Source organism: Rickettsia philipii str. 364D (assembly GCF_000283995.1).
GTDB lineage: Bacteria > Pseudomonadota > Alphaproteobacteria > Rickettsiales > Rickettsiaceae > Rickettsia > Rickettsia rickettsii.
In genome coordinates, this window is record NC_016930.1 from 1,151,546 (window position 1) to 1,177,473 (window position 25,928).

Genomic DNA, 25,928 nt, shown 5'->3' on the forward strand with positions numbered 1-25,928 from the left:
GGCAATCTCATGAAATAATAACAAATTCCTGAGATTGCTTTGTCAATTACTTCGTAATTTGCTTCGCCATGACGGAAAAAAACTCATAAAATCTTAAAGAATGTTAGAATTACCTATTATATCTATCAGTATTTTTCTGCCGCTAATAAGCGTGCTATATATTTTGCTGTTTATTAGTCAAAGTAAAAAAGCAGATAAACCGATATATATAATGTATGTTGCAGTGCTTAGTTCTGTTTTAACATTCATCTCAACTATCTATATTTTAATAGAGTTTGACTCCTCAAACCCCGCTTATCAATTTGTTGAACGCTACGCTTGGCTTGATAAGATCGGGCTTGAATTCCATGTAGGCGTTGACGGTATATCAATATTTTTTGTGGTTCTAACTTCTTTTCTTACTCTTATTTGTATAATTGGAAGCTTATTTACCGTTAAAAAATATATTAAAGAATACTTGGTATGTTTTTTATTAATGGAATCTTTTTGTATAGGGGCATTTACCTCGGTAAATTTACTATTATTTTATCTGTTTTTTGAAGCAATATTAGTGCCGATGTATATTATTATCGGCGTATGGGGTGGCAAGAATAGAATATATGCGGCTCTTAAATTCTTCTTATACACGTTCTTTGGTTCTGTATTTTTCCTACTTTCATTAATTTATATTTATAGCAAAATGCATAGCTTTGATTTAACCTATCTCTTTCAGCTTACCGATAATATTCCATTATTTGCTCAGCAAATTTTATGGTGGGCTATCTTTATTGCTTTTGCCGTTAAAATCCCTATTATTCCTTTTCATACTTGGCTACCCGATACACACGTACAAGCTCCAACCAGCGGCTCGGTTATTCTTGCCGGTATTTTGCTAAAACTCGGCGGTTACGGTTTTTTAAGAGTATTACTACCTCTATGTCCAAGTGTATCACAAGAATTTGCAATTTACGTACTTTACCTTAGCGTTATTGCTATAATATATGCATCACTCGTTGCGCTTGCTCAAAAAGATATGAAGAAGATGATAGCATATTCATCTATTGCACATATGGGATATGTTACGATAGGTATTTTTAGCTTTACTAAAGCTGGAGTTAGCGGAGCAATATTTCAGATGCTTAGCCACGGTGTGATTTCTTCATGTCTATTCTTAATAGTCGGTACTTTGTACGAAAGATTACATACAAAAGAAATAGCTAAATATGGTGGTGTAGCAAGTAAAATGCCGGTGCTTGCCGCATTTTTTATGATTGCAATGCTCGGCTCTGTCGGGTTACCCGGAACTAGTGGATTTATTGGAGAATTTTTAAGCCTGCTTGGGATTTATAAGGTGAATGTAGTAGCAACCTTTATAGCAGCTCTCGGCATAATCTTCGGGGCGGTTTATATGCTGAAATTATACAAAGAAGTAATGCTCGGTGAAATTACCAATAAAGAAATTATGCATTTCAGAGATTTATATAAATACGAAATAATCTCAATAGCTCCTTTAATATTATTAATTATTTACTTTGGTCTAATGCCGAGTTCTATTTTAAATGTATTTAGCTTATCGGTGGAAAATTTGCTGGTAAAATTTTAATTGCTTACAAAAAATATAAATGCTACTCTAATTATAGAACTTAAAAGTGAGATTTATATGAAAAATAGCAAAAGAAACTAAAAAAAATAAACCATGAATTAAACAACGCAACTAAAAAACTAGGTCAAGAAACTAATAAGGTAACAGGCATAGATATAAGTCATGTGGTAAATCCTGATGCATCAGATCATAAAGAAGCTTGAAGAGATGCTCGTGAGAAACTTGGAATTGGTCATAATAATCAACAATATAATACAGAATTAACGGACTACATCAGAAGAGCATCATGAAAATTAAATTTATTAAAAAGCAACAGATATCACACCGTGGTCAAGCTACGGTATGACAAGGACATGCTATCACTTCATCAATTACAATTTAAAAACTTATTTGATCTAAATATTACTTTTCTTCCTTCTTCTATAACATATATAAAAGGAGCTAACGGTTGTGGGAAAAGCTCGTTGCTACGAATGATAGCAGGAATTATGCAACCGAGTAGCGGTAATATCTACTATAGAAACTGTAATATTAACAATATAGCTAAACTTTACTGCACTTATATCGGTCATAATTTAGGTCTAAAATCAGAAATGACTGTTTTTGAGAATCTAAAATTTTGGTCAGAAATTTATAATTCCGCTGCAACCCTATATGCTGCTATTCATTACTTCAAATTACACGACTTATTAGATAAAAAATGCTATAGTTTGTCTAGCGGAATGCAGAAAATCGTAGCCATAGCAAGGCTTATTGCTTGCCAATCTGACTTATGGCTACTTGATGAAGTTGAAACTAACTTAAGCAAAGAAAATAGGGCTTTACTCAATAATCTAATTGTCATGAAAGCAAATAGCGGTGGTATTGTTCTTCTATCCTCTCATCTAGAAAGCTCTATAAAATCTGCACAGATATTACGGCTTGATTAATTATTATTGTTTTGCGTATTTTTATAAATCTCCCAATGTACAATAAAAAATATAAGGCTAACTATAATCCAAATTGAACAATTAATTATTATACTTACAGCATGTGTTTTAGTAACTTTATATATTATTCTTATAACTAATTCTCTTGTCTTCTAGCTCTTTTGGAGGCTTTTAATTGTATAAATCCTTATCATATGATTTTAGCTTTAAATATTGCTCATTAGTACTATATATTTTATGAGTTTCTCTTATTCCAGTAGGAATATAGCTTTTTAGTTTTTATAATTAAGATGAATAAAAGTCAAAAAAAAGAAAAGCAATAATTAAATTACAAAGGTTTATGAAATCTCGAATGCAAGGTTCGAATTTTCATGATATATTTTTTTAATTTAACTTTTTTGAAATGAACCTATTAACAGAATCACAATAGCATAATATACGTATATATTCCGAATAAATGAAGAGTAATTAAACGAGTATATTACCTATACTCGTAATCTTTGTGTAGTTTACTAGCGAGTGCCTGTTCCCATCTATCACCATTTTGCAGTAATCTTTCCTTATCGTAAATAAGTGCGGTATGAGTTAGACTTGCAAACTCAAAATTAGGACCTTCAACTATTGCATCTACAGGGCAAGCTTCCTGACATAATCCGCAATAAATACATTTTGTCATATCTATATCATAACGAGTAGTACGCCTGCTGCCGTCTTCTCGTTCGTCCGCTTCAATTACTATCGCTTGTGCCGGACAAATCGCCTCACAGAGTTTGCACGCAATGCAGCGTTCTTCACCGTTTTCATAGCGACGCAGGGCATGTTCACCCTTAAATCTTGGACTAATAGGGCTTTTTTCATAAGGATAATTTATGGTAACTTTGGGCTTAAAGAAATACTTTAAAGTCAAAGCCATCCCCCTTACTATCTCATATAGAAAAAACGATTTTAAATAGTTTATCATAAAAATTATATATTAAAGATCGATGTATTTCTGCGGGGCATCACCCGCATGGATACCGAGTTGTCATTGCGAGCAGCCGTAGGCTGCGTGGCAATCTCGTCAAATATCCTGAGATTGCTTCGTCAATTACTTAGTAATTTCCTCGCAATGACGGGTAAACCGATCAAGCAACAATTACAATAACACCTAAATACTCGGTAAATTATCTGTATAAACAAGCACACTTGATACTAACACTACCCAAAATAAAGTTAGAGGTAAAAATACTTTCCAGCCAAGTCGCATTAATTGATCATAGCGATATCTTGGTAAGGTCGCTCTAATCCATAAAAAACAAAACAATAAGAATCCAACCTTAAATACAAACCAAAAGAACCCCGGAATACAATCTAACCACGATATATTAAAGGGCGGCAAGTAACCTCCTAAAAAGAAAGTCGTAGTCATTGCACTAACTAATATCATATTAGCATATTCACCTAGAAAAAATAAAGCAAATCCCATAGAGGAATATTCAACATTATAGCCAGCAACTAACTCCGATTCTGCTTCAGGTAAATCAAAAGGTAATCTATTTGTTTCGGCAAGCACCGAGATAAAAAACACGACACCCATAGGTAGTAGCATTAAATCAATCCACCACGGTATTGTTCTTTGTGCTTCAATGATCTCACTTAAATTGAGAGTACCGGTAGTAAGTAGCACGGTAATAATAACCAGCCCCATCGACACTTCATAAGAAATCATTTGGGCAGAGGAACGTATAGCTCCTAAAAAAGCATATTTTGAGTTACTAGCCCAGCCAGCAATAATAATGCCGTAAACACTTAAAGAAGAAATAGCAAGAATATATAAAACACCTACATTAATATCTGCCAGAACTACGCCCTTTGCAAAGGGTATAACTGCCCAGCCGATTAAACTTAATATAAAAGTTATCATCGGTGCTAAAATAAATAATATTTTATCGGCATTGGTTGGAATGATCGGCTCTTTGAATAAGAGCTTAACCGCATCGGCAATAGGCTGAAGTAATCCAAACGGACCGACAACGTTAGGTCCTCGTCGAAGCTGCATTAATCCAACAACACGACGCTCTGCATATGTTAAATACGCAACGCACAATATTAAAGGGATAGTAATTGCAACTACCTTTAGAGCGATGATAATTAACGGAAAAATATATTCAAAAAAGAGTTCTAGCATGATTGTACTCTTATTATATCATTCCCGCAAAAGTGAAAATCCAGAAAATAATTTACAAAAAAAGAGCTGGATTCCCGCTTTTGCAGGAATGACATACGGGGTGAGAATAGCATATTTTTCATCATGCCGCCTCCTCGTCTCTTGCTTCCTTAGCTTCAACGCACTTAGCCATAGTGACCGAATTTTTACTAATCACGTCAGTCATATAATAATTAATAGGTTCTGCAGTTATAGGCTCTTTTGATAACTTATCTTTAGAGCTAAACTTACTAAATTTATTTTCTATAATTCTATCAATACTAGCAAATACCTTATATTCTTTAGCAAGTCTTACTCTTACTTCTTGCAAATTATCCATTCCGATATCTATTTTTAGATAACCGGCAAGTTCTTTAATAATTTCTATATCTTCTTTAGCTACCCCTACAGGCGATACTGCTTTTTCTGCTATTTGCGGTCTACCTTCTAAATTTACGTAAATTCCGCTCTGCTCGGTATAAGCAGCCGCAGGTAAAATTACATCAGCACTGCTAGCACCTGCGTCCCCGTGATGTCCTTGATATATTATAAAGGTCGATTTCAGCTTATTAAATGGGATGGCGTCCGTTCCAAGTAAATAAGCGAGTTCCAACTCTTCGAGCTTAATAGGAGTATTAAAACCAATATCAAGACCGCCAACTATAGAAGCGTGATTATGCAATATATTAAAACCTTTCCAATCATCACGCATAATATTATATTCAGTCACTATCTTATGAATAAGCGACAATATAGCATATCCGTCATCTCTTGCATATACACCGTCACCTACTATAATCATCAGATATTTTGCTGCTTTTAAGACTTTCGTAAACTCATGAGTACCAATAGCTAGCCCCTCAATAATCTTAATATCACTTCCTAAATCCTGAATTTTATAGGTTTGGTTATGCCCCCCACCTATTCTTGCTACTTTTAGTGAGTCGGCACGTACTCGCATACCTATTCTACTATTTAATACTGGAGCTATTTGCCTTGGATTTGCTCCGATTAGCAAACATAAATCAGCCTTTTCTATCCCTGCAATAGTAGTATTAAATAAATAATTGCCTCGCTGCATGGTATCTAGTTTATAGTCAAACTGATTAACACTGTAATTATTAGAGCCAAGCTTTTGCAATAATGTTTTTAACATAAACATTGATTCGACAGAAGAGAGAGAACCAGCAATAGCAGCAATCTTTTCTGGTTTTACGGATTTTATTTTATCCGCTACTGTCTTTAAAGCTTCACTCCAGCTAGCTTCTACTAACTTACCGTTTTTTCTGATATAAGGACGATCCAAGCGCTGATATTTTAAACCATCATAACTAAAACGATTCTTATCCGAAAGCCACTCTTCATTTATTTCTTCATTAACACGAGGTAATATCCTCATTACCTCATCACCTCTACTATCAATACGAATATTAGAGCCTTCGGCATCATGCACTCCAATGCTAGCGGTATGTTTTAGCTCCCATTTACGAGCTTTAAAAGCATAAGGCTTAGAGTTCAAAGCACCGACGGGACAAATATCGATCATATTACCGGAAATTTCGGAATCTAAAGTTTGCTCTAAATATGAAGTTACTTCAATGTGTTCTCCACGGTGAATAGCGCCCATTTCCTCTATTCCCGCTATATCGCTTGCAAATCTAATACATCGTGTGCATTGTATGCATCTAGTCATCGCTGTTTTAATCAACGGTCCCATATATTTATCTTTAATAGATCTCTTATTTTCGTGGAATCTATTAGTACCTTTGCCGTATCTGAAAGCCTGATCCTGTAAATTACACTCTCCGCCCTGATCACAAATAGGACAATCTAAAGGATGGTTAATCAGTAAAAACTCCATCACCCCTTCACGTGCTTTTTTTACCATCGGCGTATCGGTATGAATAACCATACCGTTACTTACCGGCATAGCACAAGAAGCTATAGGCTTTGGTGATTTTTCCATTTCAACCAAGCACATACGACAATTACCAGCAATTTTTAGACGCTCATGATAACAAAAATGAGGGATTTCTTTTCCTGCTTGTGTACAGGCTTGATAAACGGTGCTACCTTCTGATACTTCTATTTCAGAACCGTCTACATTCAGCTTTATCATTTTTATTTTATCCAATAAGTCATAGGGTTTGGGTATGCTTTGTCTTCTATCATATATTTAAAACCGATGGCAACACGAAGTATATACCAAACAGCGAGTATAACGTATAGTACTACTCCAATCATGATAAACGTAAATATAAAACATACAATCCACCCAAGAACCCCAAGGCAAAAAGTACGAAATAAAAACACGTAATGACTAATTGCAAAGTTATCGCCTTTATCTTTGTTAAGATATGCAAAAAATACCCCGATTAATGGCAATATCGGAGCTACGATCCCGCATAAATATAATATATATACCACAATTAAATTTTTCTTACCGCTCTCGGTATATTCTTTAAGATGCTTGTCCATATTTTTACCTCTTTATGTCGTTCCCATGTGGCGTTGTTGCATGGCTATCTGAATTGTCATTGCGAGCAGCCGTAGACTGCGTGGCAATCTCATAAAATAATAACAAACTCCCAATATTACGCACGTACAATTGCTACGCAATTTCCTCGCAATGACGATACCAGCAAACTACCCCTTCAAACTCTCTACCACAAAATGCATAATACTGCCGTGCTTTATATAATTTATCTCATTATCCGTAAATATTTGCAATATTAAATCGATTGTTCTTATTGCACCGGTTTGTTTTTTTATCACGCATTTAACAGGATGATAAGAGCTTATATTCTCGCTTAAGCCTGTAATGTCAATAGTTTCTGAACCGTCTAACTTTAAATCTAATCTTGTATTATTGCCGGTAAAAGTTAGCGGTAAAATACCCATACCTACTAAATTTGATCGATGTATTCGCTCAAAGCTCTCGGCAATCACTGCCTTTACACCAAGCAAACCAGGTCCTTTTGCTGCCCAGTCTCTAGATGAGCCGCTGCCATATTCTTTACCTGCAAAAATCACTACCGATACATCATGAGCTTTGTAGTCCATAGCTGCATCGTAGATAGTTTGCTGCGTGCCGTTTAACTGGTTTATGGTAAACCCGCCTTCTACACCTTTACACATCTCATTTTTTATACGAATATTAGCAAATGTGCCACGCATCATTACTTCATGATTTCCTCTACGTGATCCGTAAGAGTTGAAATCTAGAGGCTCTATATGATGGTCCGTTAAATATTTAGCAGCAGGGCTGGTTTTACTAATACTACCTGCCGGCGAAATATGATCGGTAGTAATAGAATCACCGAGAATTGCTAGAATTTTTGCAGATTTTATATCTTGTATATTATTCTTGCTGCCTATATCCTTAAAATAAGGCGGATTATTAATATAGGTACTATTCTTATTCCAGTTATAAGTAGAACTATTAGTAACCTGTAAATCTTTCCACTCTGTCGTTCCGCTAAATATATCAGAATATTTTTCTATAAACATAGAGGAATTAATTGAATTTGCAATAACTTCATCTATCTCTTCTTTGCTTGGCCAAAGATCTTTTAAATAAATATTTTCTCCTATGGGCATATTTGTTAGATCTATATTAAGAGTGCCGCTAAGTGCATATGCTACGACTAAAATAGGCGAACCGAGATAGCTTGCTTTAGTAAGCGGATTAATTCGCCCTTCAAAATTCCTATTACCAGATAAAACAGAAGCAACAACTAACCCGTTTTTGTTAATAGTTTCCTCTATTTCTGGATTGAGAGGTCCGGAATTACCGATGCAAGTAGTGCAGCCGTAACCTACTAGATTAAACCCTAATTCATCTAAATATTTATCAAGACCACTAAGCTTCAAATATTCCGTTACGACTTTTGAACCAGGAGCAAGAGAAGTTTTAACCCAAGGTTTTACCTTTAACCCGTGTTCTAGTGCTTTTTTAGCAAGAAGTGCTGCACCAATCATAACCGAAGGATTAGAAGTATTAGTACAGCTAGTAATTGCTGCAATTACCACATCGCCGTTACCAATTTCGTAATTCTGATTTGCTACGGCATATTTTTTATCAATGTCTTTATTTTCTAAAGCAAAATTCGGTAATTCATATTTAAAATTACTTGCTACATCATTTAAGTTTACTCGATCTTGCGGACGTTTTGGACCGGCAAGTGCACTATGTACCATAGATAAATCTAGCTCTAAAACCTCAGTATATTCTACCGCATGTTCAAAATCATACCAAAGATTCTGCTCGGTTGCGTATTGCTCTACTAATCTGATTTGCGTTTTTTCTCTACCTGTTAGCTCTAGATATTTTATAGTTTCTTGATCAATCGGGAAAAAGCCGCAAGTAGCACCGTATTCAGGCGACATATTAGAAATAGTAGCACGATCGGCAATCATTAGGTTTTTAAGACCCTCACCGAAAAACTCGACAAATTTACCTACTACTTTCTTTTTCCGCAACATCTCGGTAACGGTTAAAACTAAATCGGTTGCGGTAGCTATACCTGTTAATTTTCCTGTTAGTTTTACCCCAATTACCTCCGGCAGAATCATAGTAAGAGGTTGACCTAGCATGGCAGCTTCTGCCTCTATTCCGCCGACTCCCCAACCAAGCACCGATAAACCGTTTACCATAGTTGTATGGCTATCCGTTCCAACTAAACTATCAGGATAAAGGGTGCCGTCTTTATGCCACACGACTTTTGCTAAATATTCTAAATTTACCTGATGACAAATACCCGTACCCGGCGGCACTACTTTAAAATTATTAAATGCTTGCTGCCCCCATTTAAGAAATGCATAACGCTCTATATTACGTTTCATTTCCATTTGAACATTTTTATTGAATGACTCCTTAGCTGCATAAGAATCAACGCTTACGGAATGGTCTATTACCAAATCAACAGGAATAAGCGGGTTAATTTTTAACGGATCACCTCCTATTTTCTTCATCGCATCACGCATAGCCGCCAAATCTACAATAGCAGGCACACCAGTAAAGTCCTGCATCAAAACTCTTGCCGGCATAAAATCTATTTCCGCATCAGATTTTTTAGTTTTTAGCCATTCTTTAAATAAAAGTAAGCTTTGCTTTGAACCATTAGAACGTAATACATTCTCAAATAATACTCTTAAACTATATGGAAGCTTTTTTAAGGGAAGATCTACATCGCTTGCCGCTTTATTTATATCGTAAATTTTGTATGAAGTATTATCAACTGATAACTCTTGTATATATTCTGAATTATGTACTTCTGACATTTGTTTCTCACTTGATTATGTGGAATAAACATCGTCATTGTGAGCAGCCGTAGAACTGCTTGGCAATCTCAGGAAGTTTGACAAGATTGCCGCGTCACTTCTCGCTCCTCACAATGACGGAAAAAAGCCTTGCAATGACATTAAAATAACCTTATCCCAAAACGTAGATTTTTCAAACAAATTAATGTTGATCTGATAAAGTTTTTTGAAGATCGAGAAGCTTAGTTGCTATTTCCGCTTCACTTAAATTCGTAACGTTAATAGCCGTTTCCGTAGCTATATTAATATAATTTGCCGTTACTTCGGTTACACCGCCGGAAATAAGATAAGTGTTTTCGGATTTATGCATATCATCTATATAAACCTGCACTAAACCGGCTTTTAAACTAACAATCATCGGAACGTGACTCGGCAGCACTCCAAACATACCCTCCTCACCCGACATTGTTACTATTTTAGCTTGCTTTTCCAATGCAATACTTAAAGGAGTAATTATTTTGACTAGAATTGTTGCGTTCATAGAATAATATAGTAAAATTACTACGTCATTCCCGCCTACGCGGGAATGACATCAACGTCACTTCAACGTTTGCGCCTTCTCTATAGCCTCGTCTATAGTTCCGACCATATAAAAAGCAGCTTCCGGTAAATCATCGTATTTACCCTCTACAAGTCCTTTAAAGCCTGCGATAGTATCAGCTAGATTAACAAATTTGCCTGCAGCTCCGGTAAATACTTCAGCGACATGGAAAGGCTGCGATAAGAAACGCTGTATTTTTCTAGCACGTGCCACGGTTAGTTTATCTTCTTCGGATAGCTCATCCATACCTAAAATAGTGATAATATCCTGCAACGATTTATAAGTTTGTAAAACCTGCTGCACTTGTCTTGCTACACTATAATGTTCTTCACCAACAATCATCGGATCAAGTACCTGCGAATTACTATCTAACGGATCAACTGCCGGATAAATCCCAAACTCAGCTATCTGACGGCTAAGTACCGTTGTAGCATCTAAATGTGCAAAAGAAGTAGCAGGAGCAGGATCAGTTAAATCATCCGCCGGTACATATATAGCCTGCACGGAAGTTATTGAGCCGTGCTTAGTAGAGGTGATACGCTCTTGTAGTTCGCCCATATCGGTTGCAAGAGTAGGCTGATACCCTACCGCTGACGGAATCCTACCGAGTAACGCCGATACTTCAGAACCTGCTTGAGTAAAACGGAAAATATTATCTACAAAAAACAAAACATCTTGCCCTTCATTCATATCTCTAAAACTCTCGGCAATGGTCAGACCGCTTAACGCAACTCTTGCCCTTGCTCCCGGCGGCTCGTTCATTTGTCCATAAACTAAAGCTACTTTTGACTTTTCAGGCTCTGCAAGGTTAATAACACCCGAGTCAATCATTTCATGGTAAAGATCATTACCTTCTCTAGTTCTCTCACCAACTCCTGCAAATACCGTATAACCGCCGTGTGCTTTAGCTACGTTATTAATAAGCTCCATTATAAGCACGGTTTTACCGACTCCTGCACCACCGAATAGTCCTATTTTACCACCTTTAGTATAAGGAGCAAGTAAATCAATAACTTTAATACCGGTTACTAATATATTACGCTCGGTTGACTGATTGGTAAAATCAGGAGCAGGCTTATATATAGAAGAAATATTTGAGCTTTTAATGTCTCCTTTACCGTCAATCGGCTCACCTACAACATTCATAATACGCCCAAGCGTCTCAGTACCTACAGGAATACGAATAGGACTGCCTGTATCTATTACTTCTACGCCCCGCACTAACCCTTCCATAGAATCCATAGCAATACAACGCACTGTATCATCACCTATATGTTGTGCTACTTCCAGGACTATCCTTTGTTTATCGTTATAGCACTCTAGAGCATTTAAAATTTCCGGTAACTTACCGTTATTCGTAAATTTTACATCCACCACCGCTGAAATAATCTGAGTAATTTTTCCAATATTTTTTGTCATGATTTTTTCTTGTGTTAAAAAATATAATACAAATAAAATGAAGAACAGATAGACGCAGTTTAATGTGGAAAAGAGCAAGGCGTTTCATATTTTTTGACAGCGTATATACTAGTACGTGAGGATCAAAAAATATGAAACAACGACGCCAATTTTTCAAATTAAACGAGTATATCTAAACCGCTTCTGAACCGGCTATAATCTCTATTAATTCCGTAGTAATAATAGCCTGTCTTGATCTATTTAGCTTTAAAACTAACTTGCTTATTAAATCATTAGCATTATTTGTTGCATTTTCCATAGCAGTCATTCTAGCTCCCTCCTCACTTGCTCTACTTTGTAGTAAAGCATAATTTATTTGGGAATTCACATATAAATTAATGAGATTAGAAATGAGATTTTCTCCCTCATATTCATAATTATAGTCAATTGATTTGGACTCGCCTACTATGTCACTCGTCGCGCTCCTATTATTTATAGGCTTCGCTCCTCGTTCCTTGTATCCGAATCCGACTAAATTAACTATAGGATTATCTATCATAGAATCATCCTGATATTTTGCTACTGGTAAAATCTGTTGTCTAGTCATAATTTGAGTCATTGCGTTCTTAAATTTATTAAAATATATAACACAATTACTAACTTCTAGATTTTCTACTGCCGACATAATTTTTTGTTTTACTTGTAGCATCAGATTTTCATCATGAATTTTGGGTAACTCAAAATAACTATCAATATAATTTACATATTGCCTTTTTAGTGCTTCGTAACCTTTTTTTCCAATAATGATAAGTTTTATTTGTTCGCCTTTATTTTCTAACTCTTTAATATCATTCTTAACTTGCTGAATTATACTGTAATTAAACGTTCCGCATAAACCACGCTGTGATGTCATAACTATCAATAAATTTGCTTTATTCGGCACGGTATTAAAAAATTTCTGCTCTTCTATAGATAACTCATACATATCAATTGATAATATAGCAGACATCATTTTACTAACAGCCTCAATATAAAAATTTGAATTGGCTATTTGACTCTTTATTTTTGCCATTTTAGAAGCTGATACTAGTTGCATTGCTTTAGTAATCTTTTGTGTAGATTTAACGCTTTTAATTCTAGTTCTTAACTGCTTTAAATTTGACATATTTATTTAGTATTTTTATGTCATTGCGCGGAACGAAGCTTTGTTGCAATCTCGTCAAATATCCTGAGATTGCCACGCTCCTTTCAGTCACTCGCAATGACGATTTAGTATCCACACAAAAACAACATCATCTCATTTAACAAATTCCTTAACGAAGTTTTCTAAAAATGCTTTCAGTTTCTGCTCGGTTTCTTCGGTTATACATTGCTCGTTTTTTATTGATTCCAAAATATCTTTTTTATTTAACCTTATCTCCGTAAGCATTTTATCTTCAAATTCTTTTACTTTCTGAAGCGGGACATCACTTAAATATTTCTTAGTGCCGACATAAATACTTACTATTTGTTCTTCTACCGGAAAAGGATGATATTGAGCTTGTTTTAATATCTCAACTAATCTTTTACCGTGATCGATTTGTGCTTTAGTGGCAGGGTCTAAATCTGATCCAAATTGCGAGAAAGACTCAAGCTCTCTAAATTGAGCAAGCTCTAGCTTTACCGAACCTGCTACCTGCTTCATAGCCTTTATTTGTGCTGCAGAACCAACACGGCTTACCGAAATACCGACATTAACGGCAGGTCTTACGCCTTTATAAAATAGCTCACTTTCTAAGAAAATTTGACCGTCGGTAATCGAAATAACATTTGTTGGGATATATGCGGATACATCACCTGCCTGCGTTTCGATTATAGGAAGAGCAGTAAGTGAACCGCTGCCTTTTTCCTCTGACATTTTAGCAGCACGCTCAAGCAACCTTGAATGCAGGTAGAACACGTCGCCGGGATAGGCTTCTCGCCCGGGAGGTCTTCTAAGTAATAATGAGATTTGTCTATATGCAACGGCATGCTTACTTAAATCATCATAAATAATAAGTGCGTGCATGCCGTTATCACGAAAATATTCGCCCATACTACAGGCAGAATAAGGGGCAATGAATTGAAGAGCTGCAGCTTCCGAAGCAGTAGCCGAAACAATGAGTGTATAGTCCATGGCTCCGGCATCTTCTAGTTTTTTTACTATTTGTGCAACACTTGATCTTTTCTGCCCAATAGCTACATAAATACAATAAATTTTATCACTTTCATTAGTAAGTGAATGAGCTTGTTTTTGATTAATAATAGTATCAACGGCTATAGCTGTTTTTCCAGTTTGCCTATCACCGATTATTAACTCTCTTTGTCCTCTACCTATTGGGATTAACGAATCTATAGCCTTTATTCCGGTTTGTACGGGTTCACTCACGCTCGTTCTTTCTATTATCCCCGGAGCCTTCATCTCGATATGTCTGTACTCTTTACTTGCAATATCGCCTTTGCCGTCAATAGGATTACCTAGAGCATCAACAACACGACCAAGCAAAGCTTTTCCTACCGGTACTTCTAAAACTTCTTTAGTTCTTTTGACATTATCACCTTGCTGTACTTGGTTATCATCCCCCATAATTACAGCACCGACACTATCGTTTTCCAAGTTTAAAACAAGGCCCTTAACACCGGATTTAAATTCTACTACTTCACCGGATTTTACATTAGCAAGACCGTAAATTTGGGCTATACCGTCACCGACGGTTATTACCTGCCCTACTTCCTCAAGCTCACTTAAGCAATTAATATTAGCTATTTCCTTTTGTAATATTTCAGCTACTTCAATAGGCTTTAGTTTCATGTGGTTTATGTCTCCTAATTTTCTTGTCATTGCGAACGAGCATTGCCCGTGTGGATACCGAGCCGTCATTGCGAGCAGCCTTAGGCCTCGTGGCAATCTCATAAAATATCCTGAGATTGCTTTGTCAATTACTTCGTAATTTCCTCGCAATGACTATATAAATATCTATACAGCAATATTAACTGTCTTTAAAACTTTCGTTATTTTCTCTAAACTACCTTTTATTGAGTAATCTTGCAACATACTATCATATTTAATTACAATACCGCCAATAATAGTATTATCTATATCAAATAATATTTCTGTTTTTTGATTTAATTCTTTTTCTATACGAGATTTAATCCACTCCTGCTCTTTAGGTTGTAACTTATTTGCAGAAATAACCTGAACTATCTTTATGTTTTTACTTTCATATAGTAAAGTATTATAAGCATCTACTATATTAGATAAAATAGCAGTACGCGAATTTTTTACCAATAACAATAAAAAATTTTGTACTATTGTGCTAATTTTGATATTTTTTGCTAATGAATTAACTGCGTTAATTTTGTCGTTCTTATTTACTATAGGAGAAAATAGGAACTCTCTAATATCAAAATTATCGGTAATTATACGGTTTATAGAAGTAATTTCTTCAAAGATCTTATCTTGTATATTATCAACCATAGCGTTATTAAATAACGCTACTGCATAATTCTTGATTAAATTACCTTTGTTCATTTTCTTAATTTATATCTCCGAAGTAAAATGAAACGTATATACGAAGATCAACTTCAACAAGAGCAAGGAGTCTATAAGGCGAGGAGCGGAACATATACTTAATACGTGAGCACCACAGCTCTTATAAGACGACGTAGCCAATTTTTGAAGTTCATCGAGTATTATATATGTATTGCCCTATCATAAGCAGAGAATACTGATTCATGCATCATTTCCGATAAAGTCGGATGCGGGAAGATAGTGTTAATTAAATCCAACTCCGTTCCTTCTAAATTTTTTGAAACCACATATCCTTGTATTAATTCCGTAACTTCCGAGCCTATCATATGAGCTCCAAGCAACTCACCCGTCTTAGCATCAAATATAGTTTTAATTAAGCCATCGCTATCACCGCTTACTAAAGCCTTACCGTTAGCTATAAAAGGAAATCTGCCTATTTTAAGTTCATAACCTAAGGTTGTTGCTGCTTCTTCAGTCAAACCGACGCTTGCTATTTGCGGCGAAGAATAAGTGCAACCAGGAATATTATGTTTATTAATAGTATGCGGTTTTAAGCCCGCTATGCTTTCCGCTGCAATAATACCTTCATGGCTTGCTTTATGAGCTAAACAAGGCACTCCTGCTACATCGCCTATAGCATAAATTCCTGATACCGCAGTTTGCATTAACCCGTTAGTAGTTATATAGCCGTTTTCTACTTTAATTTTTGTTTTCTCAAGACCTAAATTTTCCGTATTAGCTGTAATACCTACTGCCATAAGTAAAATTTCAGCTTGTAATTTTTGTGTTTTATCTGCTAACTCTAACTCAACTTCTATCTTATCTTTTGATTTTGTTTGCTTAATTAACTTAGCATTTGTAATAATTTTTATACCTTTCTTCTCAAAGTTCTTATGAGCGATTCCGCTAATTTCCATATCTTCAGCAGGCAATATTCTATTATGTGCCTCAATTACTGTAACATCCACACCAATACTATTATAAAACGAAGCGAATTCTATACCGATTGCACCTGAGCCGACAATAATCATAGATTTCGGCACATGCTGAGGTATCATAGCTTCTTTAGAAGTCCAAATTTGTTTACCGTCAGGCTTAAAGCCTTTTAAAACCCTAGATCTTGCGCCGGTAGCTATAATAATATTTCCTGCTTTTACTGTAGGTTTATCATTTATATTTATTACCTTATTTCCTGCAAGACTTGCTACTCCATCTATCACGGTCACTTTGTTTTTTTTCAGTAGTAATTTAACACCGCCTGCAAGCTTATTTGAAATCTCTCTTGAGCGTTCGACTATTTTCTTAATGTTGATTTCAGCACCTTTAGCATCAATTCCATAATCTTTAGCATGTTTTATATATTCAAAAACCTCAGCAGATTTAAGCAGGGATTTAGTCGGTATACACCCCCAATTAAGACATACCCCACCCAAATGCTCTTTTTCTATTAATACAACTTTTTTCTTTAATTGTGCTGCTCTAATTGCTGCAACATACCCACCTGGACCACCGCCTATAACGGCTACATCATATTGTTCCATTTTATTTTTATTTTGTTAGTTTGTTTGTTATGAACATTAACGTCATTGCGATGAGATGCACAGCATCGACGCAGCAATCTCAGGAATCATACGCTATCTCCTGAGATTGCTACGCTCCTTTCAGTCGCTTGCAATGACGAAAATGGAAATGACACTAGAGTATACTACTCTTCAGCATCCATCTATTCTTTTCATGCACCTTAATTCGTCCAATAATCATATCGGCTGTACCCTCATCGCCCTCTGCTTGTGCTACTTTGAGTCCCTTATATAATGTATCTCTAATAATATCTTGATCTTTTGTTAGACTTTTAAGCATTTCATTTGCCGTTGCGTTTAGATTTGCCTCATCTATAGATGCAAGTTTTATTAAATCTGATAATGCGGGAACTTTAGCATTTAAACTTCTTATTCTTTCAGCAAGCTCATCTAAGCTTTCAGCTAAATCTTCATACTGCCCCTCAAATAATAAATGTAGACTTCTAAACTCTGCTCCTTCTACATTCCAATGATAATTTTGTGTTTTAAAATATAAAGCATAGCTATCTGCTAAAATTTGTTCTAAAGCTTTTACTACTTGCATAATACCCTTAAATTTCTATGAACTTTTTGACTTTATAACATTTCTTTAGATACTTCAAGCGATATTGAAATTTATATAATTTCACCTAATTGCAATTATTATATATTAATTATTAATTTTTGTTAATAATTTCTTGACTATCAAATAAGTACTGCTGACTATGCCCTTCAATTTTAAAAATCCAAAGGAATAGCAAAATGATACATCAATTAACTTCATTTTTAACCACTGTGGCAAGAATTACTATAACAGTAAGAGCAACAATTGGAGATCAAGAATATAATATGCTTCAAATAGGATATAACGGAGAAAATTATTATATAGATCCTACTACAAAAAATTTAATTGTATCGAATTGTCCTAAAAACAATATGGCAGCGATGGAGTATAGCAAAGGAATTGAATTATTAAATAACGATATAATAATAATGGAGACAATATACGAGATTATATATTAAAAAAAACAAGGTGATAATACTTTTATGTATGAGGAAGCATTGATGAAAATATGTCAAGAAAATTTTCGTTATTATTTTGATCCACAAAATTATACTAAAATTTAAAACCCTACTATTGAGTATATACTTAATACTGCAGCAACTAATAACCCTATTACTATAGGTTATAGTAAAGGATGCAAAATATTTGAGGTACTTAAAGGAAATAATTTGAATGGAATTTCTTCAGAAATAAAGGATTTAATATCTAACCCGATATCTAGCACTACTCAAGGTACTAACACAATAGAAAACTTATTAGAACTCATAACAAAAGACTTATCTGAAATAGCAGCTAATCCGATTAATAACACAATAACAAGCTCTACTGCCGAAATTTCTGAATCAATCTTTTCCGATAACACCGAAAGTTAGACTGAAACGGGAATAAATTTAATTAATAACACCGTAGCAACCCTTACTAATACTGCTTTCAATACAACTTACAACTTTCAAGAAAATATGTTTGATGAGAGTGATAACGATAATTCCTTAGTTGCTCAATATATAAGCATTGGCACAGCTGTAGTTGCCTCCATAGCTGTTATAATAGGTGTAGGGGTAACTTGGGGGGTATGTTAGAAATAAAAACGCAACAAAAGCTAAATTAAAACAATATATTGATGAAATTGAAGCTGAAAAACTTGCTGCTGAAATTAATGAAGATGTTACTACTGAAAATAACACTCTACTTGATAATGATCATGCTGTGGTAGATATGACTGGAGTCTCTATGAAGAAGAAGGTACTTTAGTATAGATAACCTAGAGTATTGCTTTTTAATCAACAACCAATAGCAAATTCACTTTTGGTTGTTCCTCGAAAATAAAAATTGAGATTTATTTCAATTCTTGATTTATCAATTCTTTTAGCTTTTCTTTCGCTGCTTCTTTAGAACGTTGCCCTGCATAAGAATAATAATTTTTATTATCTTCAATGAAATGTACAAAGAAAACTGTTCTGTCATTTTTTTGTAGCCAACCTATAAACCATCCAATTTTACGATCCTTTAACTTTACAGTTCTATCTTGGCTAAGTTTATTACCACTACCTGTTTTACCGTAACGCTTCCAACAATCTACAAAATCTTCAATAAACAAAATATTTTTAGTCATTTCTTGGGCTTGAACACTTACAGGCAATTTATTCTCTGCTAGTTTCTGAAGAAAAGCTAATTGTTCTTACGGTGAAATTTCTAAAGAACTAGAAAGCCATACATTAGTTAAACAGTTATTCTTGCCTTTATCTCCTCCTGAAATATCACGATTACCATAATCACATTATGTTACATAATCACGAAATTTTTCAATACCTAATTCTTTAGTAATAATCTGCGAATACCAAACACAGCTATTCTTCATCCAATCTTTAGGTGTTTGGGATTGTTTCCAAACTTCAAGATAGTCAGCATATCCTGCTTTAACAGGTAATTTTGGATGAGTTTCATCAATTAAAAACCCATCATCATAACCCATTAAACTTATAGCAATTTTAAATGTTGAGCATGGAGCATAACGAGACTCACAATTACCTTCTTGTTTTATAATTTTCATTAACTAAAAAACAATCCGCTTGAGTTATAAAAGTTATAGTAAGTGATATTAGGGCAGTGAGATATAAAATAATTTTTTTCATAGGTTAAAATAAAAATAGGTGGTTTTGTTGTATGATACCGATGTCATGCCCGCGGAAGCGGGAATCCAGGAAAAAAGCAGCAATACAGCAAATTTTAAAAATTAAAAGTTCTATTTATCGTGCACCCTGGATTCCCGCTTCCGCGGGCATGACATAGAAAACAGGGAATGACATCGGCTTAAACTAATTATACAGTTTAGTAAATTTCCTGCGATTGATCTTCCTTACTCGGTACATAATCAAAAATATCATTATTATCTTGATTATCAATCATATATTCATTCTCAAGCATCTGAACATTATTTACTTTAAATGCTTCTATAACAGTACCGCTTGGTGTAATTTTACCAGTTGCTCTATCTACGGCAATTAGCTTAATTGAATCTGGAACTTTGAAAGGCAGCGATGGCTTATCCTTATAAGCATTACTCATAAAATCAATAAAAATCGGTAATACTACGTTTGAGCCTGTTGCTCTTTTTCCAAGCTCTTTCGGTGTATCATAACCCACATAACTGCCGACTACTATTGTGGGTGTAAAACCTACAAACCATGTATCTTTACTATTGTTACTAGTACCAGTTTTTCCGCCGATAATTTTCCCTAACTTCTTCGCAGCATAACCGGTACCTCTATCTATTGCTCCGGTTAAAAACGAAGTAATTTGATAATCACTAGCTTCATCCGTAACTCTATAGATATATTCTTTCGGTATTTCTAATATTGCGGTATCTAAATTACTATCCGAAACATTACAAGCAAGACATTCTCTATCATCTCGCCTATAAATAATTTTACCGTTACGATCTTTAATTAATTCTACAAAATGAGGCTCAACTTTTTTACCGCCGTTAGCAATAATTGCATAAGCATTAGTCATTCTGCTAAGTGTGGTTTCAATTGAACCAAGTACCATAGAGTAAACTTTTTTTGGTTCATTATTAATACCGAAACGCTTAATTATATCAACGATTTTTGTAAGTCCTACGGCAGTTGCAACTCTTACGGTTATAAGATTACGAGATTTTTCAAGACCAGTACGCATAGTGATTTCACCTAAAAACTTACCCTCATAATTTTTAGGACGCCAACTAGGCATCCCTGGACCTTGCGAAATCTCAATAGGTCCATCATTAAAAATCTGATTCGGCTTAACACCGTTTTCAAGAGCTGCTAAATAAACAAAGGTTTTACTCAAAGAACCGGGTTGACGCAGTGCTTGAGTTACTCTATCAAATTTACTTGTGGAAAAATCATAACCGCCAACGCTTGCAAGTACCTGTCCGGTATTTGGGTTCATAACCATAATAGCACCGTTTATTTCAGGAATCTGACGAAGAGCATACCCCTCTTTTATAGCCTCAACCACTATCACATCACCTTTTTTAAGCAAGGTCTTAACTGATTTAAGATTACTTCTTGCCCATTTCATTTCAGCAATAGGCATCTTAGATTTACTGCCGTCTATAAGTCCAATCTCTACATGATTATCGGCTACATCTAGAACTACAGCTAATTTATACTCTAAAAGCGATGGAGGAGTTGGTAGTTTTTTTAGCTCTCCTTGCCAATTATCAAGAGAAATATTAGCTATAGGCTTTCTAAAACCACGCCTTCTATCAAACTCCCTTAGACCTTTTCTTAGAGAGTTTTCAGCTAATTGCTGCATCTTTGCATCTAAAGAAGTAATGATAGTAAGACCTCCGGTATAAAATTCTTCCTGACTATTTAACATCCTAATTACTTCTTCTCTGACCTGTGCAGCATAATAATCTGCCGTAACAGTTTCTTCCTTAGCTCGTTTACGTAAAACTATCGGGCTATCCATAGCTTCTTTCGCAGCATCTCTTGTTATATAACCATCTTCAAACATACGTGCTATTACGTAATCACGACGAGCTTTTACTCTAGCATAGTTTCTCTCAGGATTAAGTTCGGAAGGGGCTTTAGGCAGTGCCGCAATAAAAGCTGATTCTGCAATAGTAAGTTCCTCTACGGATTTATTAAAATAATTTTGTGCAGCTACCGCAACACCGTATGCACCACGACCAAAAAATGTTTGATTAAGATATAATTCTAAAATTTGATCCTTAGTAAATACTCTTGAAATCATATAAGAAAGAATCGCTTCTTTAATCTTACGTTCAAGAGAAACTTCGTTAGTTAGCAGAAAATTTTTAACCACTTGCTGAGTAATGGTAGACGCTCCTTCCATACGCCTATTATGTAAATAATTAGATATGTTTAAAAATGCCGCTCTAACTATTCCAAACAAATCAACGCCGGGATGGTTATAGAAATTCTTATCCTCAGCTGCAATAAAACTTTCTATTAGCGAACTCGGTACGCTATTAATCGGTACAAACACACGACGTTCAAAAGCGTACTCCTCCATTAATTTGCCGTCACGGGAATAAATACGCGTTACCGACGGCGGATAATAACGTGCAAGCTGTGAGTAATCAGGCAAATCACGTGAATAGTGGTATATTATATAAGCAGTAATCCCGCAACCTACTAAAATAAGGAAGACAAAAATTTTTAAACAAAAAAGAAGAGATTTATACATGACTTATAATATTTCGCCGGTTAAACTATTAAGTGAAGCCTTAGTAATTTTTACATCAATGATTTTACCAAGTAAAGACTTATTAGGGTTTTGGATATATACGGACTGCATGTATGGAGTTTTACCTATTATCTGGTCGTCGAATTTACCATTGCGATCAAATAGAACTTTCATAGTACTACCAACACAACTTGTATTAAAAGCTAGTTGCTGAGCCATGAGTTCTTGTTGTAATATAGTTAATCTCTCTGATTTTATATGTTCAGGTATTTGGTCGGTTCTAGTTGCACCAGGTGTGCCGGGACGTGGGCTATATTTAAACGAATAACACTGACCGTATTTTACTCTACGGACCAAATCTAATGTATCTTCAAAATCTTCATCTGTTTCACCGGGAAACCCGACAATAAAATCAGAGGATAAAACTATATCAGGCCTTGCTTCTCTTAAGCGATTAATTATATCAAAATAATATTCCCGATCATGTTTGCGGTTCATGGCTTTTAATATTTTATTTGAACCTGACTGCACCGGTAGATGTAGAAACGGCATTAATTTAGGTTCGGTGCCGTACAGCTTTATTAGATCATTATTCATATCTATCGGGTGTGAGGTGGTATAACGTAATCTCTCTAAATTGGGAATTTGTGCTAGATGTTTGAGTAAATCGGCTAGACTAAATATTTTATCTGCAGGACCTTTACCGTGATATGCATTGACATTTTGTCCAAGTAACATAATTTCTTTAGCACCGCTACTAACTACTTTTAGTGCTTCTCTGTAAACCTGCTCTACATTTCTTGAAAATTCAGCACCTCTAGTATAAGGTACTACGCAGAAAGTACAAAATTTATCGCACCCTTCCTGTACCGATATAAAGGCACTTGTTCCTTGCGGATATAATTGCTCAGGTAGCTGATCAAATTTTGCTTCTTCAACAAAATCAAGATCGATTAAGTGTTTTTCATGTCTAACGACTTTTGAGATTAATTCCGGTAGGTTATAATAAGATTGCGGACCGACAACAATATCAACATAAGGAGTTCTTGTAAAAATCTCCTCCCCTTCCGCCTGTGCAACACAACCAGCTACAACTATTATTGCAGACCTTAAACCTTGTTTTGTTCTGGTATCTTGTAGTTTCTTAATACGACCGAGTTCAGAATAAGTTTTCTCAGCTGCTTTCTCTCTGATATGACAAGTATTTAGAATAATAACATCTGCTTCTTCAATATTTTCAGTAGGTTCATAGCCAAAGGGATAAAGCAAATCCTGCATCTTAATGGAATCATAAACATTCATCTGACATCCGTAGGTCTTAATATAAAGCTTCTTACTCATAATTTTATATATATATCTTTAAACTAAAAGCCTAGTATACGAAGATCAAATTCAAAAAGAGCGAGGAGTTCACAAGGCAAGATGAGCTGCGTATAACGTAATACGCGAGAACCGAAGCTCTTGTAGAACGACTCAGCCAATTTTTACAGTTCATCGAATATACTAAAGGTTTATATTATACTATATTTATATCAATCTTTAAACTAAAACCTTAATGGGCATTGCTCAATAACTATAGATATCTTTAAAAGCCCAGTCATTGCGAGGAAAAACTGCAAGTTTTGACGAAGCAATCCAGTTAAAAATGCTAATATTTAGATTTTTATTATTTTTGCTAGATTGCTACGCTCCTTGCAGTCGCTCGCAATGACGACTCGGTATCCAGGCAGGTAATACTGAGTTAGTAATGACACTCAATCCTTACGGATTAATTCTTGCTGTACAGATTCTTGCGGTGATTTCTTTTAATTTTTCTATTCTTTCAATAAGACAAAGCAGCTGTTCTTTAGTAATTTTATAGTTTTTATCATATCTTGCATCAACATAAGCTTTTTCAAGAAGCTCAAAACACTTTTTTTGTTCTTCGGTTAATTGAAGAAATACACTCCATAATTCATTGTCATAATTTCCTGCCATGCTACCTAGTTCTTGTAAATTATGTAATTGAGGTTTGTAGTTTGAGGAAACTAATAAAATAGTACTGTAAAGACTTTCTGTAGCTTGATGAAGGTCAAAGGCTGATAAAAAGCATACTACAAATCGCTTAAATAAGTAGTTGCCCCTTTTAAAAAACCTTTACCTCTACCAATCGCTCCAAGATAAATCTTTAGCCTCGCTAAGTATAAATTCACCGCTATCATATATAAAGAATACCTTCTTTTTTTATATCGGTATAAAAATAACGTCCTTTTTCTAACTGCCTACTTATTTCCTCTATTGACTCTAGAATTATCGATATTCTTGAATCATACGGAATAATTTGCTTAGGGTTTATTATTCCTGTGTTTTCTAATCTTATATATTTATATTATCTTTTAATCTTAAAGCAGTGTATCCTTTATATTTACCTTTTTTCAGAATTATCAAAATATCAGTATCGCTATGATAGCCGTAAGGTAGATCATGTACCCAATCACCTCTAGCAAAAGAGCCGTACAAGAAATCATAGCGATTTTTCCTGTGCAATATCTAAAATCTGCTGCACTATAAAATTAAGCCTTGCTCTAATTTTAAGAGAACGTTCGGGCAAGGTGGTTTTCATTTAAATATCTATACTTTATATTTTTCTGCTTTTAGCTTTTTTATTTCTTCTATTGTAAGCTTAATATATCGTGCTATTTTCTCTATAGGCTCATTCCCTATTAGCATTTCTTTTGCAGTTTCAATTTTCTCTTTTTCTATGCCCTTCTCCATCCCGGCATTAAACTTTTCTTCAAACTTATCTATTTCTTGTTATATAGCCATTTCAGCTCTAAAATAATCATCATGCTCTTGTTCTGTCCATTTATATTGCTCTAAACTTGCATATGCCGATAACACAATTTCATTTTTAATCTCTTTTGGCGGTTCTTGTTCTTGCGAAGCATATTTTAATAAATGCAACCATTCATCGGTATCATCTTTAAGATCATTTTTTTAAACTTCCCTAGTTCAATAAATACATAAGTTAATGAAAACAAATATTATTTATGGATATTGCTTTCTTTTATATGATGATAGCTAATATACGGCAATTCATCAGGCAAAGCTTTTGCTCCTATGAGAGCAATTATTACTACCGGCAATAAATCCTTATGTTTCATACCCTTCTTAATTTGACTAACGTAGGTATAACAACCGTAAAGCTGCGTTCTATTAAGATAATCTTGCTCCATTTTACGCTGCATCTCGATTATATACCATCTACCGGTTTCATCTTTAACTTTTATATCGAACAAACTTCTTTGCCCTTCAAGAAATACAGGTAACTGTTCAGTAGTTATATAGCTTAAATCTATGATTCTATCTCCTTGCGATAACCTAAGAAGAGAGGTCAATAAATTTATTAATTTTACTTTATCGCTAAATAGTTTTTTAAATGCGATATCATTTGTACCGTCTAAATATCTTTGGATAAATAATTATATCTTTGGTAAATCTTTATTAGCAAATTAACTTCAGGCAGTAAATTACTTTTACAATTTATTATCGGTACTAGGCTTCTTGTATCACCTATCTTATAAAGAGGCACTTGAAGGAAACACGGAACACAGCAC

Annotated in this window: 25 protein-coding genes; 4 read left to right on the forward strand and 21 right to left on the reverse strand. The window is 34.8% G+C overall.

Annotated elements, in window-relative coordinates; all coding sequences use genetic code 11:
• Positions 1-100 precede the first annotated feature (100 nt).
• Together RSA_RS06065 and ccmA are read left to right on the forward strand one after the other, a co-directional pair.
• Entirely contained in the window at positions 101-1,582 is a 1,482-nt protein-coding gene (locus RSA_RS06065) for an NADH-quinone oxidoreductase subunit M (protein WP_014365035.1), read from the forward strand.
• Between the two features lie 353 nt (positions 1,583-1,935).
• Complete coding sequence (ccmA, locus tag RSA_RS06070; protein WP_012151337.1) at positions 1,936-2,511, forward strand: heme ABC exporter ATP-binding protein CcmA; 576 nt, start codon at positions 1,936-1,938, stop codon at positions 2,509-2,511.
• A 481-nt stretch (positions 2,512-2,992) separates the two neighbouring features.
• Here the strand turns inward: ccmA and nuoI are convergent, their stop codons facing one another.
• The 12 genes from nuoI to RSA_RS06130 all read right to left on the reverse strand — a co-directional run bounded on the left by nuoI (position 2,993) and on the right by RSA_RS06130 (position 17,631).
• The gene (gene nuoI, locus RSA_RS06075) at positions 2,993-3,472 is read right to left on the reverse strand and encodes an NADH-quinone oxidoreductase subunit NuoI (RefSeq protein WP_012736832.1); all 480 of its coding nucleotides are present in this window, start codon (positions 3,470-3,472) and stop codon (positions 2,993-2,995) included.
• Positions 3,473-3,658: 186 nt separating this feature from the next.
• A complete protein-coding gene (gene nuoH / locus RSA_RS06080) occupies positions 3,659-4,678 on the reverse strand; it encodes an NADH-quinone oxidoreductase subunit NuoH (protein WP_014365036.1) in 1,020 nt (339 codons plus the stop codon).
• A 121-nt stretch (positions 4,679-4,799) separates the two neighbouring features.
• Positions 4,800-6,815, reverse strand: coding sequence for an NADH-quinone oxidoreductase subunit NuoG (gene nuoG / locus RSA_RS06085; protein WP_014363296.1), 2,016 nt, complete (start codon positions 6,813-6,815; stop codon positions 4,800-4,802).
• 2 nt (positions 6,816-6,817) lie between these two features.
• On the reverse strand, positions 6,818-7,174 hold the full coding sequence (locus RSA_RS06090) for a DUF4870 family protein (protein WP_004997331.1): 357 nt from the start codon (positions 7,172-7,174) through the stop codon (positions 6,818-6,820).
• A gap of 168 nt (positions 7,175-7,342) precedes the next feature.
• Positions 7,343-9,979: an aconitate hydratase AcnA gene (gene acnA / locus RSA_RS06095; RefSeq protein WP_014365037.1), complete on the reverse strand. Its 2,637-nt coding sequence runs from the start codon at positions 9,977-9,979 to the stop codon at positions 7,343-7,345.
• A gap of 181 nt (positions 9,980-10,160) precedes the next feature.
• A complete protein-coding gene (locus RSA_RS06100; RefSeq protein WP_012151342.1) occupies positions 10,161-10,499 on the reverse strand; it encodes a F0F1 ATP synthase subunit epsilon in 339 nt (112 codons plus the stop codon).
• Positions 10,500-10,556: 57 nt separating this feature from the next.
• Positions 10,557-11,978, reverse strand: a complete 1,422-nt coding sequence (gene atpD / locus RSA_RS06105; protein ID WP_014363298.1) for a F0F1 ATP synthase subunit beta — start codon at positions 11,976-11,978, stop codon at positions 10,557-10,559.
• 172 nt (positions 11,979-12,150) lie between these two features.
• Entirely contained in the window at positions 12,151-13,122 is a 972-nt protein-coding gene (atpG, locus tag RSA_RS06110) for an ATP synthase F1 subunit gamma (RefSeq protein WP_012151344.1), read from the reverse strand.
• 132 nt (positions 13,123-13,254) lie between these two features.
• The gene (gene atpA, locus RSA_RS06115; protein ID WP_014365038.1) at positions 13,255-14,787 is read right to left on the reverse strand and encodes a F0F1 ATP synthase subunit alpha; all 1,533 of its coding nucleotides are present in this window, start codon (positions 14,785-14,787) and stop codon (positions 13,255-13,257) included.
• A gap of 165 nt (positions 14,788-14,952) precedes the next feature.
• Positions 14,953-15,507, reverse strand: coding sequence for an ATP synthase F1 subunit delta (atpH, locus tag RSA_RS06120; protein ID WP_014365039.1), 555 nt, complete (start codon positions 15,505-15,507; stop codon positions 14,953-14,955).
• Positions 15,508-15,668: 161 nt separating this feature from the next.
• Positions 15,669-17,048, reverse strand: coding sequence for a dihydrolipoyl dehydrogenase (lpdA, locus tag RSA_RS06125; RefSeq protein ID WP_012151347.1), 1,380 nt, complete (start codon positions 17,046-17,048; stop codon positions 15,669-15,671).
• A 154-nt stretch (positions 17,049-17,202) separates the two neighbouring features.
• The gene (locus RSA_RS06130; protein WP_012151348.1) at positions 17,203-17,631 is read right to left on the reverse strand and encodes a Dps family protein; all 429 of its coding nucleotides are present in this window, start codon (positions 17,629-17,631) and stop codon (positions 17,203-17,205) included.
• A 197-nt stretch (positions 17,632-17,828) separates the two neighbouring features.
• Between RSA_RS06130 and RSA_RS06135 the strand changes: the two genes are divergently transcribed.
• Positions 17,829-18,089: a hypothetical protein gene (locus tag RSA_RS06135; RefSeq protein ID WP_041472365.1), complete on the forward strand. Its 261-nt coding sequence runs from the start codon at positions 17,829-17,831 to the stop codon at positions 18,087-18,089.
• 210 nt (positions 18,090-18,299) lie between these two features.
• A complete protein-coding gene (locus RSA_RS06140) occupies positions 18,300-18,503 on the forward strand; it encodes a hypothetical protein (RefSeq protein WP_016728372.1) in 204 nt (67 codons plus the stop codon).
• Positions 18,504-18,967: 464 nt separating this feature from the next.
• Here RSA_RS06140 and RSA_RS09790 read toward each other — a convergent pair whose 3' ends face one another.
• From RSA_RS09790 to RSA_RS09815, 9 genes are all read right to left on the reverse strand, one after another.
• The gene (locus RSA_RS09790) at positions 18,968-19,243 is read right to left on the reverse strand and encodes a penicillin-binding transpeptidase domain-containing protein (RefSeq protein ID WP_196218320.1); all 276 of its coding nucleotides are present in this window, start codon (positions 19,241-19,243) and stop codon (positions 18,968-18,970) included.
• Between the two features lie 165 nt (positions 19,244-19,408).
• Positions 19,409-19,681 (reverse strand): penicillin-binding transpeptidase domain-containing protein, encoded by a 273-nt coding sequence (locus RSA_RS09795; RefSeq protein ID WP_012151353.1) that lies wholly within the window; start codon positions 19,679-19,681, stop codon positions 19,409-19,411.
• Between the two features lie 278 nt (positions 19,682-19,959).
• The gene (locus tag RSA_RS06160; protein ID WP_014365041.1) at positions 19,960-22,332 is read right to left on the reverse strand and encodes a penicillin-binding protein 1A; all 2,373 of its coding nucleotides are present in this window, start codon (positions 22,330-22,332) and stop codon (positions 19,960-19,962) included.
• 3 nt (positions 22,333-22,335) lie between these two features.
• Positions 22,336-23,673, reverse strand: coding sequence for a tRNA (N6-isopentenyl adenosine(37)-C2)-methylthiotransferase MiaB (gene miaB / locus RSA_RS06165; RefSeq protein WP_014365042.1), 1,338 nt, complete (start codon positions 23,671-23,673; stop codon positions 22,336-22,338).
• 420 nt (positions 23,674-24,093) lie between these two features.
• Positions 24,094-24,369: a HEPN domain-containing protein gene (locus RSA_RS06170; RefSeq protein ID WP_081498235.1), complete on the reverse strand. Its 276-nt coding sequence runs from the start codon at positions 24,367-24,369 to the stop codon at positions 24,094-24,096.
• Positions 24,370-24,687: 318 nt separating this feature from the next.
• A complete protein-coding gene (locus tag RSA_RS09800) occupies positions 24,688-24,858 on the reverse strand; it encodes a hypothetical protein (protein ID WP_231284228.1) in 171 nt (56 codons plus the stop codon).
• An 84-nt stretch (positions 24,859-24,942) separates the two neighbouring features.
• The gene (locus RSA_RS09805) at positions 24,943-25,086 is read right to left on the reverse strand and encodes a hypothetical protein (RefSeq protein ID WP_014365043.1); all 144 of its coding nucleotides are present in this window, start codon (positions 25,084-25,086) and stop codon (positions 24,943-24,945) included.
• A gap of 39 nt (positions 25,087-25,125) precedes the next feature.
• Positions 25,126-25,275 carry a hypothetical protein gene (locus tag RSA_RS09810; RefSeq protein WP_012151358.1) on the reverse strand — a complete coding sequence of 50 codons (150 nt, stop codon included), beginning with the start codon at positions 25,273-25,275 and terminating at the stop codon, positions 25,126-25,128.
• An 80-nt stretch (positions 25,276-25,355) separates the two neighbouring features.
• On the reverse strand, positions 25,356-25,709 hold the full coding sequence (locus tag RSA_RS09815; RefSeq protein ID WP_014365044.1) for a PD-(D/E)XK nuclease family transposase: 354 nt from the start codon (positions 25,707-25,709) through the stop codon (positions 25,356-25,358).
• Between the last annotated feature and the right edge of the window lie 219 nt (positions 25,710-25,928).

Bases quoted from the DNA above. Each gene is read 5' to 3' on its own strand.
- RSA_RS06065 (WP_014365035.1), top strand. From the start codon at position 101: ATGTTAGAATTACCTATTATATCTATCAGTATTTTTCTGCCGCTAATA.
- ccmA (WP_012151337.1), top strand. From the start codon at position 1,936: ATGCTATCACTTCATCAATTACAATTTAAAAACTTATTTGATCTAAAT.
- nuoI (WP_012736832.1), bottom strand. From the start codon at position 3,472: ATGATAAACTATTTAAAATCGTTTTTTCTATATGAGATAGTAAGGGGG.
- nuoH (WP_014365036.1), bottom strand. From the start codon at position 4,678: ATGCTAGAACTCTTTTTTGAATATATTTTTCCGTTAATTATCATCGCT.
- nuoG (WP_014363296.1), bottom strand. From the start codon at position 6,815: ATGATAAAGCTGAATGTAGACGGTTCTGAAATAGAAGTATCAGAAGGT.
- RSA_RS06090 (WP_004997331.1), bottom strand. From the start codon at position 7,174: ATGGACAAGCATCTTAAAGAATATACCGAGAGCGGTAAGAAAAATTTA.
- acnA (WP_014365037.1), bottom strand. From the start codon at position 9,979: ATGTCAGAAGTACATAATTCAGAATATATACAAGAGTTATCAGTTGAT.
- RSA_RS06100 (WP_012151342.1), bottom strand. From the start codon at position 10,499: ATGAACGCAACAATTCTAGTCAAAATAATTACTCCTTTAAGTATTGCA.
- atpD (WP_014363298.1), bottom strand. From the start codon at position 11,978: ATGACAAAAAATATTGGAAAAATTACTCAGATTATTTCAGCGGTGGTG.
- atpG (WP_012151344.1), bottom strand. From the start codon at position 13,122: ATGTCAAATTTAAAGCAGTTAAGAACTAGAATTAAAAGCGTTAAATCT.
- atpA (WP_014365038.1), bottom strand. From the start codon at position 14,787: ATGAAACTAAAGCCTATTGAAGTAGCTGAAATATTACAAAAGGAAATA.
- atpH (WP_014365039.1), bottom strand. From the start codon at position 15,507: ATGAACAAAGGTAATTTAATCAAGAATTATGCAGTAGCGTTATTTAAT.
- lpdA (WP_012151347.1), bottom strand. From the start codon at position 17,048: ATGGAACAATATGATGTAGCCGTTATAGGCGGTGGTCCAGGTGGGTAT.
- RSA_RS06130 (WP_012151348.1), bottom strand. From the start codon at position 17,631: ATGCAAGTAGTAAAAGCTTTAGAACAAATTTTAGCAGATAGCTATGCT.
- RSA_RS06135 (WP_041472365.1), top strand. From the start codon at position 17,829: ATGATACATCAATTAACTTCATTTTTAACCACTGTGGCAAGAATTACT.
- RSA_RS09790 (WP_196218320.1), bottom strand. From the start codon at position 19,243: ATGACTAAAAATATTTTGTTTATTGAAGATTTTGTAGATTGTTGGAAG.
- RSA_RS09795 (WP_012151353.1), bottom strand. From the start codon at position 19,681: ATGAAAATTATAAAACAAGAAGGTAATTGTGAGTCTCGTTATGCTCCA.
- RSA_RS06160 (WP_014365041.1), bottom strand. From the start codon at position 22,332: ATGTATAAATCTCTTCTTTTTTGTTTAAAAATTTTTGTCTTCCTTATT.
- miaB (WP_014365042.1), bottom strand. From the start codon at position 23,673: ATGAGTAAGAAGCTTTATATTAAGACCTACGGATGTCAGATGAATGTT.
- RSA_RS09805 (WP_014365043.1), bottom strand. From the start codon at position 25,086: ATGGAGAAGGGCATAGAAAAAGAGAAAATTGAAACTGCAAAAGAAATG.